The organism is Bilifractor porci, assembly GCF_009696005.1.
Classification (GTDB): Bacteria; Bacillota; Clostridia; order Lachnospirales; family Lachnospiraceae; genus Bilifractor; species Bilifractor porci.
The window spans coordinates 99,392-114,470 of record NZ_VUMV01000002.1 but is presented as its reverse complement, the minus strand read 5'-3'; the positions used below and the strand labels follow the sequence as shown (position 1 = coordinate 114,470).

Below are 15,079 nucleotides of genomic sequence, written 5' to 3'. Positions count from 1 at the left end.
AATTGTGATGTTTCTGTACAGATATTTGTGTCTTTTATGTGTCTATCGTAGCACAGTCCTGTGAATTTGTCGTTGTCCAAAACGGCTGACTTTTAGACGTTTTCGGGGAGCAGGGGCAGGTAGATCATCGCCTTGCTCTCGTGATACCGCTCGAAGGTAAAGCCCCACTTGTCCGTCTCGGCGTGGTGCTCCGGCACCCACTCCCAGAAGATGTAGCGGCAGAGTTGCCGGATATCCTCCGCCATCTCCGGCTGCCTGCCGGGCGCCTTTACCCGGCGGCGCACCTGAAAGACCGCGTAGCGCTGCTTTGGAATGTGCACCTCGATCAGGCCTTCCGGCAGAGGCCCTGCGGCGCGACCCGGCTGCACCACCGGGCCGACAAGATAGACGATCTCCGGCAGTTCCTCCGGGTGATACCACATGGCAATCACGTCGCGCTGATACGCGCCGATCTGCTGTTTTTCTTCTTCGCTGAATTCCGGGAGGGAATGGTCAATCCACCACGCCGCGCGGTCCAGGCGCTCCGACGCCTCCGCGCCGCCGATCTCCACCGGCCTGCCGACCATGTACAGCTCCGGGATCTCCGCAATGCTGACCAGCACCTGTTCCCTGTCGTATTCCGGGCATGGGAATGTCTGGCCGGCAAAGTCCCCTTCCGTCAGCGCCTGCTTCATGGAGCAGCCGAACTCCTTCCGAAAGGCCTTGGACATGGACGCGACGCCGGAGAACTGGTATTTGTGCGCCGCATCCTCTGCTGTGCTCCCGTCCCGGAGCTCCCGCACTGCCCGGGTCAGCCGCCGCCTGCGCACATACGCGGCCAGGCTGATGCCGTAGTCCACCGAAAAACGGTGCCGGAAGTGGTCGGGAGAAAAACCGAACTGCCGGGCAATCTGCCCGGTGTCCGCGTCCGTATCAAGAATTGAGTCAATATACTGTAAAACGCTGTCCTGTGTCGGATCTTTTCTCATGAATATCCCCTGTCTCCGCAATCTGTTTCCGCTTTCCGCCGCGTTTCGCCCTGTTGCTTCCAAATGACCGCAGCCGGCCGCTCCGGCGCCGGTCATCCTCCGGTTATTTTAAGTCCATTCCGTCCCTTTACGCAAGCAGCCCGTTTTTCCTGCTTTCTTTGCCGGAACAGCCTTCTTCTTGACCGGCAGTGCAGGCATCTTCGGGCGCTCAGGCCTCCCCGGTCAGCGTCACCTCTGTCATGGGATGGTGCACCGCCTCCAGAAATTTTCCGAAAACCTCTTCCGTCCGGAGCTTCAGGCTGGATGTATTGATGCAGGGATGGGCGCCGATAAATTCCCCTTTCAGCACATCCCTGTCCACCAGCAGCCGGACACGGTTGTCCCTGTCATTCATCAGTCCCATGACAGAGGCCGAGCCGGGATGGCAGTCCAGCATCTCCTCCATTTCCTCCGGCGATCCGAAAGAAAGCCGCGCAGATCCGATCTGCCCGGACAGTTCCTTTGTCTTAAACACCTTGTCTCCCGGCATCATCAGCAGATAGAAGTCTGTGTGCTGACGGTTCGTCAGGAACAGGTTCTTACAGACGGTGGCTCCCAGCACCTCATCAATATCCCGGCAGGCTTCCATGGTATACGCCTGGGCGTCCGGATGATCCGTGTGCCAGTATTCCATGTGAAGGCTGTCCAGCAGGTCATAGACCCTAATTTCCTTTTCGAGCCTTCCCTCCATGGATGTCGGCCTTCCTTTTTCCAGTATATATCTGCTCATTTCTCTCCTGCTGCTCCTTTCCTAATGCGCACGGCAGATTTCCATTTCCGACTGTTCCCCGGAACCGTCTCCATGCCAAATTTCCGTCACGGTCTGATCCGGCCTGGTCCTGGCAGCCCCGGAAACCGTCTCCACATCAAATTTCCGTCACGGTCTGATCCGGCCTGGCCTTGGCAGCCCCGGAAACCGTCTCTGCCAGTATAGCACAGGCAGAATAAATTGCCATCTAATCTCTGTTAGGCTGGACTCATATCCGATTCCTGTGATAAGATACAGAGAATCCGGAGCGGCAGGAACAGGCTGCGCCGGATTCTTTCTATCTGAAAAATATCGGTGGAAACAAGGATACCGCACGGAAACAGTAAAGACCGAATAGGAATCCGGCGGAAAATCTGAAAGAGGGTTCTTTCTATGGGGAAATTTCTTGATAAAATGATTAAAAACAGCTCTGATGTGCAGGATGTCCGCGTGCGCGCCGCCTACGGAACCGCCGCCGGCATTGTGGGAATCGGCACAAACCTGGTTCTGTTCGCGGTCAAACTGGTCATCGGCATCCTGCTCTCTTCCATGGCGGTAACGGCGGACGCCGTAAACAACCTTTCCGACGCGGTTTCCTCCGGCATCAGCCTGGTAAGCGCAAGAATTTCCGAAAAGCCCGCGGATCAGGAACATCCCTTCGGTCACGGAAGGATTGAGTATATTGCGGCCTTTATCATTGCCTTTGCCATTGTGGAGGTCGGCATCAGCTTCTTCCGCGAGTCTTTTCAGAACATCCTTCACCCGAAAAATCTGGGTTTTTCCGCGGTGCTGATGGTGCTGCTGGTCATTGCCGTGCTGGCAAAGCTGTGGCTGTATTTCTTCTACAACGCAATTGGCAAAAAAATTTCCTCCACTGTTCTTCATGCCACGGCGATGGACTCTCTGTTTGACTGCCTGACGACATCCATCACCATTTTTTCTGTCGCGGCGGAGCGGCTGCTCGGCATCCACGTGGATGGTTTTGCCGGAATCTTTGTCTCCCTGCTGATCGTCTGGGCGGGCATCGGCATCGTGCGGGATGTGCTTTCTCCGCTTCTGGGACAGTCTGAGGATCCGAAGCTGCGGGATAAAATAGAGGAACTGGTCTCCGGCCAGGAGAAAGCGGAAGGAACCCATGACCTGATCATTCATAATTACGGTCCCGGCAAAAACTTCGCCACCATCCACATGCTTCTTCCGAAGGAAATGACAGTTGCGGAAGCGCATGCCATTGCGGATGCGGCGGAAAATGCCGTCTGGAAAGAGCTTGGTGTGATGCTTGTAGTTCATGTGGATCCCTCGGATGTGTGCGACGCGGAGACACAGAAACTGCGGAGCCAGATGGAGCGGCTGATTAAGCTTCTGGATCCGGATCTGGAAATTCACGACTTCGGCTCGACTGTCAGTGACGGAAAAACGCACCTGCAGTTTGAGCTTCACGTGCCGTACTCCTACAAAAAAGAACAGGAGAAGCGGGTTGTCAGCCAGTGCCGGGGGCTCCTGAAGGAGCTGGATCCCGACTGCACCTGCGAGATTCAGATTGAGCGCGGCTATATGAACGAGACGCTGGGGCAGGGCTGAGCGCCCTTGTAAGATTGCCCTTTTTTTCCTTTCCTGCAGTGATAACGGACAGTAGGAAGAGCTGGGTGCCCCTGTGATCGGCAGACGACGGCAGACGCTTTTTTTCAGGAAACCTTTTCCTTTCTCTTCCGGTGAATGATAAACCGGTTGCAGGGATAGGTCCACGCGGTCGGGATAATCATGCAGACGATTTTCTGGAGCAGCGCGCTGGTGGTATTGGAGGCGGCGTCCAGCGCGGGATTCAGATGCATGAACAGGGTGTTGATGTTGTCGCCGATCCACCCGTTGGCGAAAATCGTAAAAATCACCATGAGAACATACAGAAACACGCTGAGTGCCACATTGGCATCCGCCTGGAAAGAGATTTTCCGATTCATGATAAAGGCGATGGCGTATCCGATCGCCGTGGAGATCATGTAAGCGAGAATGATTCTCTGATCGCTCATGTGCAGAAATTCAAAAATCCTGCTGTGCACCTCCCCGCTGACTCCTGTCAGAATGACATTCAGCAGCAGGAGATGCGCCAGCAGCTCCACAGCGGAAGATACGGTTCCGGCAAACAGAAACTTTAGAAACTTCCACATCTCCGCGTGCCTCGCCGTCCATTTTTCCTTTCCCGCCTTTGTTGTTCCGCGGTTTTCTGCGTCCATATCCATATCCCCCTCTGCGTGTTCCGGTTTCCTGTTATTTCTGCGCCGCAGCGAACCTGCTGCCGACACTTTCTCTCCCTTGCAGGCGCCCTCCCGGCGCCCGCAGCGATCCTGCTGCCGACACTTTCGCACCCTTGCAGGAGCCTCCCGCGCCCCTGAAGCGAATCCTGTGGCTGGCAGTCCTTCACCCCTGCAGAAGTTCCACCAGCTCCTCTGCCGTAAGCGAAGTAAGGGATTCTCCCTCGCCGCTGATGATGGCGTCCGCCAGGTCTTTTTTGGCTTCCTGAAGCTTCAGGATTTTTTCTTCGATAGTGTTTTTCGCAATCAGCTTAAAGACAGAAACCTTGTGCTTCTGTCCGATACGGTGCGCGCGGTCTGTGGCCTGGTTCTGCGCCGCCAGATTCCACCACGGATCGTAGTGAATGACCATATCCGCGCCCACCAGGTTCAGTCCGGTTCCGCCCGCCTTCAGCGAGATCAGGAATACCGGCGTGCTGTTTTCATTAAAGGCATGCACCAGCCGGATTCTTTCTTCCTTCGACGTCGATCCGGTTATTTTGTAATAGGAAATATTTTCTTTCTTCAGATCCTCTTCCAGCAGCTCCAGCATGGAGGTAAACTGGGAAAACACCAGCATCCGGTGCCCGCCGTCCATGGCGCTCCGGATCAGATCCAGAACGGCCTCCCGCTTGGCGGAGCCGCCGGAATAATTTTCCAAAATGAGGGAAGGGTCACAGCACAGCTGCCGGATTTTCGTCAGCTCCGCCAGAATCCGTATTTTGTCCTTCCCGCTGTTCAGCTCTCCCGATTCCAGCATGGATGTCATATGCGCCACCTGCGCATCGTACAGATGCTGCTGCTCCGCGTCAAATTTCGCGTAGCGCACCTCTTCGATCTTCTCCGGGAGGTCTTTCAGGACGTCTCCCTTCAGGCGGCGCAGGATAAACGGCCCCACCATCCGTTTCAGGCGGCCCGCCGCTTCTTCGTCTTTTTCCCTTGTGATCGGATTCTCATATCTGTTGTGAAATTCCGCATAGTCGTACAGGAATCCGGGCATCAGGAAATCAAAGATGCTCCAGAGCTCGCTGAGTCTGTTTTCTATGGGCGTCCCGGTCAGCGCCATCCGGTGGCGGCTGTGAATCACTTTTACCGCCTTGCTCACCCCGGCCTTCGGGTTTTTGATGAACTGCGCCTCGTCCAGCACATGATAGAAGAAGGTCTTGTCCTCGTAATGGCTGATGTCCCGCTTCAGCAAATCGTAGGAGGTGATCATGACATCCCAGCTCTGCCAGCCCTCGATGATGTCCCTGCGCGCCGCTGCTGTTCCTGTCACGGGAATCGTTTTCAGCTCCGGCGCAAACCGCTGCAGCTCCTCCTGCCAGTTGTACACCAGGGAGGCCGGGCAGACAATCAGCGAGGTGTGCGGCGCGGCATTCTCCAGCTTGTCTGCCAGCAGGACGGAGATCATCTGCAGGGTTTTTCCCAGTCCCATATCGTCCGCCAGAATGCCCGAAAAACCGACCCCGGCCAGCGTGCGCATCCACTTGTAGCCGTAGACCTGATAGTTTCTCATGCTTTTTTTCAGGGATGCCGGGACAGAGAAATCTGAGTCCTTGATGGTCTTGAAATTTTTTACCAGTTCCCGGAACGCGTGGTCGCGGTCGGAGGCCAGCTCGTCATGCTCCTCCAGCATCTTGTCCAGATAGAGCGCCCGGTACAGCGGAAGGTGCATCTTCCCTTTGGTAAATTCCTTTACCGAAACCCCCATGCTGTCCATCATGGCCTGCAGAACATCCAGCGACCCGGACTCCTCCAGCCGGATAAATTCCCCGCTTTTCAGGCGGTAGTATTTCTTCTTTTTCCGATAGCTGTCCAGAAGGGCCGCCAGCTCCTCCAGGGACATATCGTCGGTGGTGATGGAAAGATTCATCAAGTCGCTTTCCACCCCGACGCCGACCTGGATGGGCGGCATTTTTCGGATCTTCTGTCTGCGGAAGGCTTCGGTTCCTTCCACCTCTCCGTACTCCAGAAGGGTGTCTGTTCCCTCTGTCAGCACGCGGAACACCTGGTCGGCGCTGCTGTCGGAACACCAGGCTTCCTTCTGTTCGCTGTACTCCGGAAAGTAGTTGTGCACCTGTTCCAGCGCGTCCTGCTCCTGGTTCAGATCCCGGTAGGCCGGCAGTGGAAGTTCCTGCGGCTCCGGCAGCCGCAGCACGTGTTTCTTGTCCCCGTAGGCCACTTCCGCCCGACACAGCAGCTGTCCGTCCTCCGCGTCCAGCCGGAAAACAAACTGCGCCTCCGGCGCCAGATGCTTCTGTATTTCCTCCTCATCGGTAATCCGGATATCCAGACAGGGATTTTTCTCCATCTCCGGCAGCACGCGATAGAAGAATTCCGGCATTTTCTTCTTGCCGATCTTCATCTGGGGAATCCCATCCTCATCAGACATTTCCAGCAGAGGCTCCAGCTCCCGGAATTGTTCCTCCGGGATGCGCGTCATGACATCTCCGTCCAGCAGGTAATTCTCCTTTTCCCCCTGCAGAAGCTCCGGAGTGTCCGCCTTCAGAAGAACCCCATCAAAATTCTTCCCCTTGCCCGAAGCAGAAATCATGACAGGAATAGTAATAGCTGTCTCCCGGATTTTCAGCTTCTGGAACACGGCGGCATCCCCGCCGGCCACCGGCACATCCTTCCCAAGCTCCTGCGTGTAAAATTGATCCAGCCCGCTGCCGGAGAGGATAATCCGGTTCTTTACCAGCAGATCCCTGCCGCTGAAATAGTAGGCCTGCTTACTCAGCATCTGGTCCATCAGCTTCTCCCCCAGACGAACCTCGCTCCGTATCAGACGGTAAAAAGGCAGCGAGCTGTCCACAAAGGTATCCGTGGCAAAGGAAATCGCACTTTTGGTCCCCAGCTGCAGAGTCTCTCGCTTCTCCACCTTGTCCACCAGGTCTGTCATATCCTTCAGGACATACATTTTGGTATTCCCGATCTTAAAGGACAGCTCCAGACCGGAGTATTCCATGAAAACCCGCGGTTCCAGAACAATCGTCTTTTTACGCTCCCCGCCCAGCTCCTTTTTTTCGATCGCGCGCTTTCTCCCGACTCTTTCCAGGAACTGTGCCGCCGATACATCCGTGGCATCCCCCGGATTATACAGAAGCAAATAGCGGTCCGTGTCAATAATTGCCGCCATCGCGTGGGAACAGAGCCGCGTCGAGTTACTGTAGTAGTAAGAATCGTGATACCTCCGGTTGCAGCAGGAACACTGCAGAATGGAGATCGCGTTTTTGGTAAACTGCAGCTCTACGCTTCCGGTTTTCCCGTTCTTCTCCTTAATCCGGTAAACCATGTGCCCGTAAAAGCGGGACTGATACCCCTGCCCGATGGCATAGAAAAATTCCTGGTTCTCCGGCGTAATCTCTTCGTCAGCAATCTGTTCTCTGGCACTCTTTACACTGTCCGCGCTGACTGTATAGTCTTTCAAAAGCGGAATAAGATTAAAATACAGTTCTTTTCTGTCCGCCGGTTCCAGAGCATCCTCCGCACGCAGGACTTCCGGCTGCAGCGCTTTTTTCTGCCACAGGGTAGGAACGCACTGGTATTTATCCGCCTCCCACTGGAACAGAACGGCAGCCATATGTTTGCAGACACGGCCATTCCGGGCGGATTCACAGTTACACCTTCCGGCCAGCTTCTCATCCCGGTACCAGACCGTCACCTGGTAATTTCTTCCGTCCGCAACCCTGGCAATGGCAGAGTCATCCGTCCGGCTGAACCCCAGGACTCTTTTCTTCTTATAAAGATCCAGCCCTCTTTTTAGAATAACCTCTGAAAAAAAATCTCTCCAGCCCATAACACTCCTTAAAACAGCCGACTTTCATTTTCGCCCAGCATATTCTAGCATATTTTCCCAAGACGCAAAAGAAGGCAGGGAGAAGCAAAGAGAAAGGTGCCCGCCTTGCCTGCCTGCAATCCATTTGGGGATTCTTGCCAGCCACGTCATGTTTCTCTATACTTTTTCCTGCCCGTCTATGACCCTGGGAAGGATGCTGCTATTTGGGGTCATATTTCCTTCTGTCTTTCCCAGCCCGTCTATAACCTTGGGAGGGATGTTGCTGTTTTGCCCGCGTATGTCCGCTTACTTCAGATTATATCCGGCCAGCATTGCTCTCTTTCGGAAATCCTCTGCGTTCTTAACGCCATAAGGCAGCGCCGCGTTTACTGCCTGATCAATGGTTATTGTGCCTTCTGAGGCCAGACGATACAGCATAATCAATCCGCCTTCTTTTATCCCTTCTTTTCTTCCTTCTTTTATGCCTTCTTTTATGCCTTCTTTTAATCCAGAAACTCTTCCTCTGTCCTCTAATCTTTGAGCCACATCACACATCGTATGTACCTCCTCAAAATCTTTCTCGTAACATATGTCCCGGTATCTATTGTCACCCGTAACAGCTGAAAGAAGCCACAGGACATCTTCCACATGTCCCATTATCTGTTTATCGTCTGGAACGTAGTCCGGATCTTTCCGTTTGCTGGCGAAAAAGTTGGCGACAATTTTAAAATCACTTTGAAAATTATTGATTTCTTCTTCTGTCAGAAATGCTACCTCACAGATGTTCGCCTTGACATCATTAAGGTATCCGTCCATCTCTTCCAAATATGGTTTATCCGCAAAAATCCCCTTTACACTTTTTGGCGATTGCCAATGCTCGTCTCCGAAATACAAAACTAATGTCATGACAGGGTATACATCAGCACTTCCGTTTTTTAACATATCCCGATAGGAAAGGCCTTCATACCCCATGATCCGAAGAGGCATGTATTTATCCACCATTGTCTGGTTTTCCAATCCGCAAAGAGCGATTTTTATGCCATTTTTCTTCCATATTTTTGCCACGTCCCGTTCCTGGCTTCGGATTTTACCATTTCCGACAGAACGGTACATTGCCTCAAGCATTGTGTTTTGAAGATCCTCTGGCTGAATGATCGGTTTACCTTTGAAGACAATACCATTTACTATGTCTGCGAAGACATCGTTATATTCTTCCAGTATTTTTTCTGATAAATCTTTTTCTTTTCCCATATTGTACTTTATCTTCTATTCGTACCTTATCATTTTTTCTTAATCATGACAAGGAAGAGGGCTGTGAATGCCTCTCAGTCCCATCAGTTACTGTTCAGACGCAATGTCAGTCCAAACCGTATATTCTGTGCTCCCATCTGTAAATATCCTGTCACCTGTAGCGCCTTTTTGATACATCCTTTTATTTATATTCTTCTACCAGCAGCAATTCTAGCGCCTGTCTGATTGCTTCTGATTTTTGGATTTTCATTTTTTCACAGTACGCTTCTAATCTTTTTCTCGTCTGCTCGTCTATCCGGAGCGTGTAATTATAATCCTTGTTATTTTCGCCCTTTGGGCGTCCTACATTTGCCATTCTCTTCCCTCCGATTATACTATAATTTTTGCAATGCAATTATTCAATCCTTTTCTTTTCCGATGTATCTTTAATTCACTGGAACGGAATTTCAAAGATCCATCTCCTATCTAAAATTCAAATATTTTCTGTGTTACGCAATCCTCTTCAGGAGATGCAGGGAAAACGATATCGATGCTGCTGTATTCCCATCCGAATGACTCCGGGATAAAAAAAACAGACACTACAGATTTTTTTCCGCAATGTCTGTTTTCCCTTTTTCTTTATGTTTGATATGAATGAAATGACCCAGTGTGTTATTTTGGGGTATTACCCGCAGAAAAAGAAATTACTCGTCTTTTTCCAGCTCGTCTGTCTCGATAACAAACTTCACGCTTCCGGTCATTCCGTCCGAAATTCCGCTGTAGTTCTTGTAGGAAACCTGATCGGATGCCAGTGCTTTCAGTCTGGACTGGATGTCATCTGTAGTATCCAGCAGCTCATTCATGGCCTTTGTAAGCGGAAGAATCCCATCATCCTTGAACTCGTTCATGCCGGAGGAAAGCTCCTCTGCGCCGTCGTTCAGCTTGTCAATACCGGTCACCACCTGGCTGCTGCCGGACTGCAGCTGCTCCGCGCCGCTGCTGAGCTGTTTCATTCCGGACTGCAGCTGCTGCGCTCCGGAGGGAAGTGCTGACAGTCCGTTGCTCAACGTAACCGCACCCGTATTAAGCGCGGCAATCGGATTCAGGAAATTCGACACAACCTGCTTTGCAACCGATACCGATGTCTTTCCTGCTACCTGGGATGCCACTTCCTGACCGGACTGCTTGGCAACAGCCTTAAAGGTCTCCGCTCCAACCTTCTCCCCGACAGAAGATGCCACCAGAGGCGCAACCTGTGTAGCTGTTGTTCTTGCCACCTCAGGTGCCGTACTCTTTACTGTGTTATACGCAACATTATATGCGGTCGTCCCGGCTGTTGCCTTTGCTGTCTCTACCGCAGTCTCTCTTGCGGTTGCAGGCGCTGTTGCCTTTACCGCACTTGCCGCTGCGTTCCCCGCTGCTGTTCCGACAATATCTGCCGGTATCTGGATAACTGTTCCGGAAGCCGCCTTCTCTGCCGCACTCTCTGCCGCAGCCTCAGCGGCCTCTCCCGCCGCGCTGCCTGCCACTTGCTGCAGCGTCGAGGTTACAGAAGCGGAAACTGCGTTCGTAATATCATCTGCACTGACCGAGATACCGCTGAGCTGCGTAGAAATAGAGGTATTCACACTGCTGTTGACCGTTGACGCCACTGCCGCAGCATACTTGTTTGCGTCATCCTGTGGCATACCGGATGCTTCCAATATTACTGCCATCTGACCTGCTGTAATATTGGAAGAGATGCCCGAGGCCGCGCCTTTCAGCTTGGAAGAAACCGTCCCGGACACAGCAGAACCGATACCGCTGGACAAAGCCTTCGCTGCTTCTGTAACCGCCGACGATCCTGCCGCATCACTGCTGGCCTTTGCCTTAGTCTGATCTGCATTTTTCTGAACCGTGCTTTTCGCCGCTGCTCCCGCCTGTGATGCCAGTGCCTTCAGCTTCTCATCTCCTGTCACTGCTGCGGCGGCCTGCTGTGACGCCTGATTGGATGCATCCTCTGCCGCTTTGTCCAGTGACTGATTCACCACATTTACAGCCGCGTCCCCGACTTCTTTCTCATTTACGCTTGCTTCAGCGGTACTTTTCGCACTTACTCCCGCCGCTTTCGCCTTGTCCTCAAGCTGTGCGTTGACTCCTGCCACTGCCGTGTCGCCGATTGTTTTCGTCTGGCTGTTTATTGTCTGCACTGCCGAGGCGGCTGCAGATTTTCCTATTGCTTCCGCTTGTTTATTTAAGGCATCACTATTGCTCAGCTGAGCTCCGACTTCATCACTGGCCTGTTTTGACGCGGCAGAAGAAATACTGTTCAGCGTCTTTGTATCACTGGAAAAACCATCCATTGTATTTTTCAGCGCTGTCGTTCCATTTGCCAGAGCCTTGGCTCCATTTGCCGCATCCGGTGCCTGCGAAGCCAGAGCATTCACCCCGCTTGCCGCGGTGTCCAGTCCTTCCTTCAGCTGCTTGATGCCGCTGTCCAGATCTTTATATTTTGTGGCCAGCTCGGAGGTGCCGTCCTTCAGTTCGCTGCTGCCGTCCGCAAGCTTTACAGCGGCGTCCTCCAGCTCGTTCAGTGAATCGCGAAGGTCGTCGGAATCATCGATGTCGTCCACGTCGATATCATCAAAGATGCTGTCCATGGCAACCGTGTAGGTGGAGCTCATCTCAAAATCTGTCACATCCGCAGTGATCTCTACGGTGTCCGGAATGTTGATGTCCGCAATTTTATCTTTCACCGTCTGGGTTTTCTCGTCGATTTTATCTTCGGTGCTCTTACTGTCCTTATTATCGGAAGTCTTTTTGCCGCTGTCCTCTGAAGATGCGCTGCTGTCCGATGCCGCTTTGCTGCTGTCCTCCGAAGATGTGCTGCTCACGCTTTCCTCAGAAGTTGTTTTGCTGCTGTCATCCGAGGTATAACCGTCTATGTTCAGGCTCTCCCGGAGGCCGGGCATTCCGTATGCCACGACCACGTTTCTGCTGCCGTCGTTAATTACCTTGCCGTTATCCACGGTTACATTGGAGAAGGTCTCGGACGGCATAATCAGTCCGGTAATCATCATAAACGGTGTCTGTACATCCTGCTTTTTCCCGTTGATGTCCACGGATGTGCTGGTGTTGTTGGTATATTTGATCTTAATGGTCAGCTTACCGCTTTTTCCGATCAGATCCTTCGGGGCAATTTCCTTGCCATCCAGCAGATAGGTGAAACTGACGCCTACCGGGAGCTCCTTGTTGGATGTTCCCTGGTAGAAGATATCCTCTCCGTCTGTGGTCCATGTCATGTTGCTGCCGGAGCCGCTGTAGGTCTCGTCGCCCTTGACGTTCTGAATGTCAGAAAGATCGGAGGCGTCCTCTACCGTTTTCTGCGAACCCGCGTTTGTCAGCTGATCGGATACCGTAATCTTGGATGTTTTTCCGGAGGCGTCCGCATTGACATAGACCGTCTCGTCTTTGGTTACTGCGGAATCGGCCGTCTGCGCGCTGTCCGCGAATACGGGCGCGGCTGTGACCATGGGAACAGCGCCCATAAGGGCTGCCATTCCGATTGCCAGTGGCTTATTTAACTTTTTTACCTTTATTTTTCTATTGCGGTTCATATTCTTCCTCGATTCTCTTAGATTCCCGTCTAAGCCCGGACAGTATGATTAGCTTTATTTAACTATCCTTATTCCTGTTTATCAGATTTTTACTCTTTAAAGTCCTGTTTTTCGGAATCCCCGGATGTCTTGCTGCTGTCTTCCGCCGTCTCCATGCCGGACGCGCCGGTCACACCAGTATCACCGGAAGCTCCGGAAACCTGTCCGCTTCCTGCCGCTGCAGCCGTGGCTGCAGTGCCGATCCGTCTGCTCTGGGCGGCTGCCTTACGGGCAGCTTTCTTTGTTCCCAGGAAATCGATGGACGTCTTTTCGATAAATCCATCCAGCAGCATGAACCAGCCGGGCAGCACGAAGATAACCGTCACCATACTGATCAGTGCGCCTCGTGCCAGCATCATGCAGATGGAGTGGATCACATCGATGTCCGAATATACGGCCACGCCGAAGGTTGCGGCGAAGAAGGCTGCTCCGGAGGTGATGATGGATGGCATACAAGCGCGGTGCGCGATTGTTACAGCCGTCTTTTTATCCCGTCCTCTCTGTCTTTCCTTCTGGAACCGGCTTGTCATCAGGATGGCGTAGTCAACGGTGGAACCCAGCTGGACGGTGCCCAGGACAATGCTTGTTACAAAGGAAACCGATGTTCCCGTGTAGAATTCAATGGCCATGTTGACAAAGATGGCAAATTCGATGGTCGCTTCCAGAATCACCGGCAGCGAGAAGGACTTGAACACGAACAGAATAATGAAGAAGATAATTCCGATGGATGCCGTGTTTACGTGCATGAAGTCCACATTCGTGACATCCACCAGATCATGGGTCAGCGGAGCTTCGCCGATCAGCATGCCGTTGGGGTCATACTGCTTCAGGATTTTGTTGATGTCGTCGATCTGCGCGTTTACTTCGTCGGAGCCTGTGTAGTACTGGCTGCTGACAAAGGCCAGCGTGTATTTATCACTCTCCAGCATGCTCTTTGCTTTTGCCGGAATCATGGAATCCGGAACTTCCGATCCTACCAGGGAGCGGATGCCGATGCAGTAGTTTACACCGTCCACGTCGTCAATCTGATCCAGGACAGCCTTCTGGTCCTTTGCCGGAAGATCCTTGTCCATCAGAATCACATGCATGGTACTGCTGCCGAAGTCATCCTCCAGCTTTGTCTCCGCAATGCTGGACGGAAGGGTTTTCGGAAGAGAACCGGACATATCGTAGTAATTTTTCACGTTGTTGTTGCCGTACAGAGCCGGAACAAACATCACCGCGAAGATGACCAGCCAGATCACCCAGTGCTTTGTGACAAAATCGGACAGCCTGTCGGTATTCCGCAGAAGAGGTCTGTGCGTGGTTTTGGTAATCAGCTTGTCAAAAATAAGAACCAGCGCCGGAAGGATGGTCACGCAGCTTAATACGCCAAACAGAACACCCTTAGCCATAACCAGTCCCATGTCGAAGCCCAGGCTGAAGCTCATAAAGCAGAGGGCGATAAATCCCGCGATCGTCGTGACGGAACTTCCGATAATGGACTTGAAGGTGTTAGAAATTGCGTGCCCCATGGCACGGTTATTGTCGCCGGGGAATCTTTCCTTATTCTCCCGGTAGCTTCCCAGCAGGAAGATGGAGTAGTCGGTGGTCACGCCCAGCTGCAGAACCGCGGCGACGGCCTTGGTAATGTAGGAGATCTGGCCGAACACCATGTTGGTTCCCATATTGTAGATAATCGCCATTCCAATATCGATCAGAAACAGAAACGGCACCGCAAAGGAATCTGTCAGTAAAAGAAGTGCGGCCAGACAGAGGGCAACGGCTATCGTTACATAAATAGGAAGTTCCTGGTCGGTCAGGCTCTTCAGGTCGTTCAGGATGGCAGTCATTCCGGAGACGTAGCAGTCGTCCTTAACCGTCTGCCGTATCTGTTCCACGGCCTCCATGGAGGAATCCGCGGATGTGGAATCGTCCAGAAGGGCAATCATCATGGTAGCGTCCCCGTTAAAGAACTTTTCCCGGAGGTTCTTCGGAATCATATCCACCGGAAGATTGATATCCGCTACATCGTCATACCAGAGCACATCCTTAACATGCGGGATGGCCTCGATATCCTTTTCCAGCTTTGCGACATCCTTCAGATCCTCGTTTTCCACCACGATCATGGAAAACGCTCCCATTCCGTACTCATCCACCAGAATGTCCTGTCCCTTTACGGTCTCCAGGGTGTCCGGAAGATAAGTCAGAAGGTCGTAATTCGTCCGGGTATGCTCAAAGCCATACATGGACGGGAACAGAAGGATAACTGCCACGACCAGAATCAGGACTCTGTGTCTGGCAATCCACTTTCCTACCTTAATCAAACTAATCAACCCCTATCCTTTTAATATTTTGATATAGCTGCCAAAAATATGATTGCGGCATAACTTCCGACACTGTAATCATATCTT

At 52.5% G+C, this 15,079-nt stretch carries 9 protein-coding genes; 1 reads left to right on the top strand and 8 read right to left on the bottom strand.

Features of this window, described 5'->3' with window-relative positions:
• Positions 1-92: 92 nt before the first annotated feature.
• Complete coding sequence (locus FYJ60_RS03395) at positions 93-968, bottom strand: AraC family transcriptional regulator (protein WP_205838943.1); 876 nt, start codon at positions 966-968, stop codon at positions 93-95.
• Positions 969-1,176: 208 nt separating this feature from the next.
• Positions 1,177-1,737, bottom strand: a complete 561-nt coding sequence (locus tag FYJ60_RS03390) for a prolyl-tRNA synthetase associated domain-containing protein (RefSeq protein WP_154457172.1) — start codon at positions 1,735-1,737, stop codon at positions 1,177-1,179.
• A gap of 411 nt (positions 1,738-2,148) precedes the next feature.
• On the opposite strand from FYJ60_RS03390, the gene FYJ60_RS03385 reads away from it, so the two are divergent.
• A complete protein-coding gene (locus FYJ60_RS03385; protein WP_154457171.1) occupies positions 2,149-3,336 on the top strand; it encodes a cation diffusion facilitator family transporter in 1,188 nt (395 codons plus the stop codon).
• A gap of 104 nt (positions 3,337-3,440) precedes the next feature.
• Here FYJ60_RS03385 and FYJ60_RS03380 read toward each other — a convergent pair whose 3' ends face one another.
• The 6 genes from FYJ60_RS03380 to FYJ60_RS03355 all read right to left on the bottom strand — a co-directional run bounded on the left by FYJ60_RS03380 (position 3,441) and on the right by FYJ60_RS03355 (position 14,992).
• Entirely contained in the window at positions 3,441-4,118 is a 678-nt protein-coding gene (locus tag FYJ60_RS03380) for a GtrA domain-containing protein (RefSeq protein ID WP_154457170.1), read from the bottom strand.
• A gap of 52 nt (positions 4,119-4,170) precedes the next feature.
• On the bottom strand, positions 4,171-7,842 hold the full coding sequence (locus FYJ60_RS03375) for a DEAD/DEAH box helicase (RefSeq protein WP_154457169.1): 3,672 nt from the start codon (positions 7,840-7,842) through the stop codon (positions 4,171-4,173).
• 285 nt (positions 7,843-8,127) lie between these two features.
• Positions 8,128-9,072: an Rpn family recombination-promoting nuclease/putative transposase gene (locus FYJ60_RS03370; protein ID WP_154457168.1), complete on the bottom strand. Its 945-nt coding sequence runs from the start codon at positions 9,070-9,072 to the stop codon at positions 8,128-8,130.
• Positions 9,073-9,253: 181 nt separating this feature from the next.
• Complete coding sequence (locus FYJ60_RS03365) at positions 9,254-9,427, bottom strand: ribbon-helix-helix domain-containing protein (RefSeq protein WP_154457167.1); 174 nt, start codon at positions 9,425-9,427, stop codon at positions 9,254-9,256.
• A gap of 328 nt (positions 9,428-9,755) precedes the next feature.
• Positions 9,756-12,647, bottom strand: coding sequence for a hypothetical protein (locus FYJ60_RS03360; protein WP_154457166.1), 2,892 nt, complete (start codon positions 12,645-12,647; stop codon positions 9,756-9,758).
• An 89-nt stretch (positions 12,648-12,736) separates the two neighbouring features.
• Positions 12,737-14,992, bottom strand: coding sequence for an efflux RND transporter permease subunit (locus tag FYJ60_RS03355; protein WP_154457165.1), 2,256 nt, complete (start codon positions 14,990-14,992; stop codon positions 12,737-12,739).
• Between the last annotated feature and the right edge of the window lie 87 nt (positions 14,993-15,079).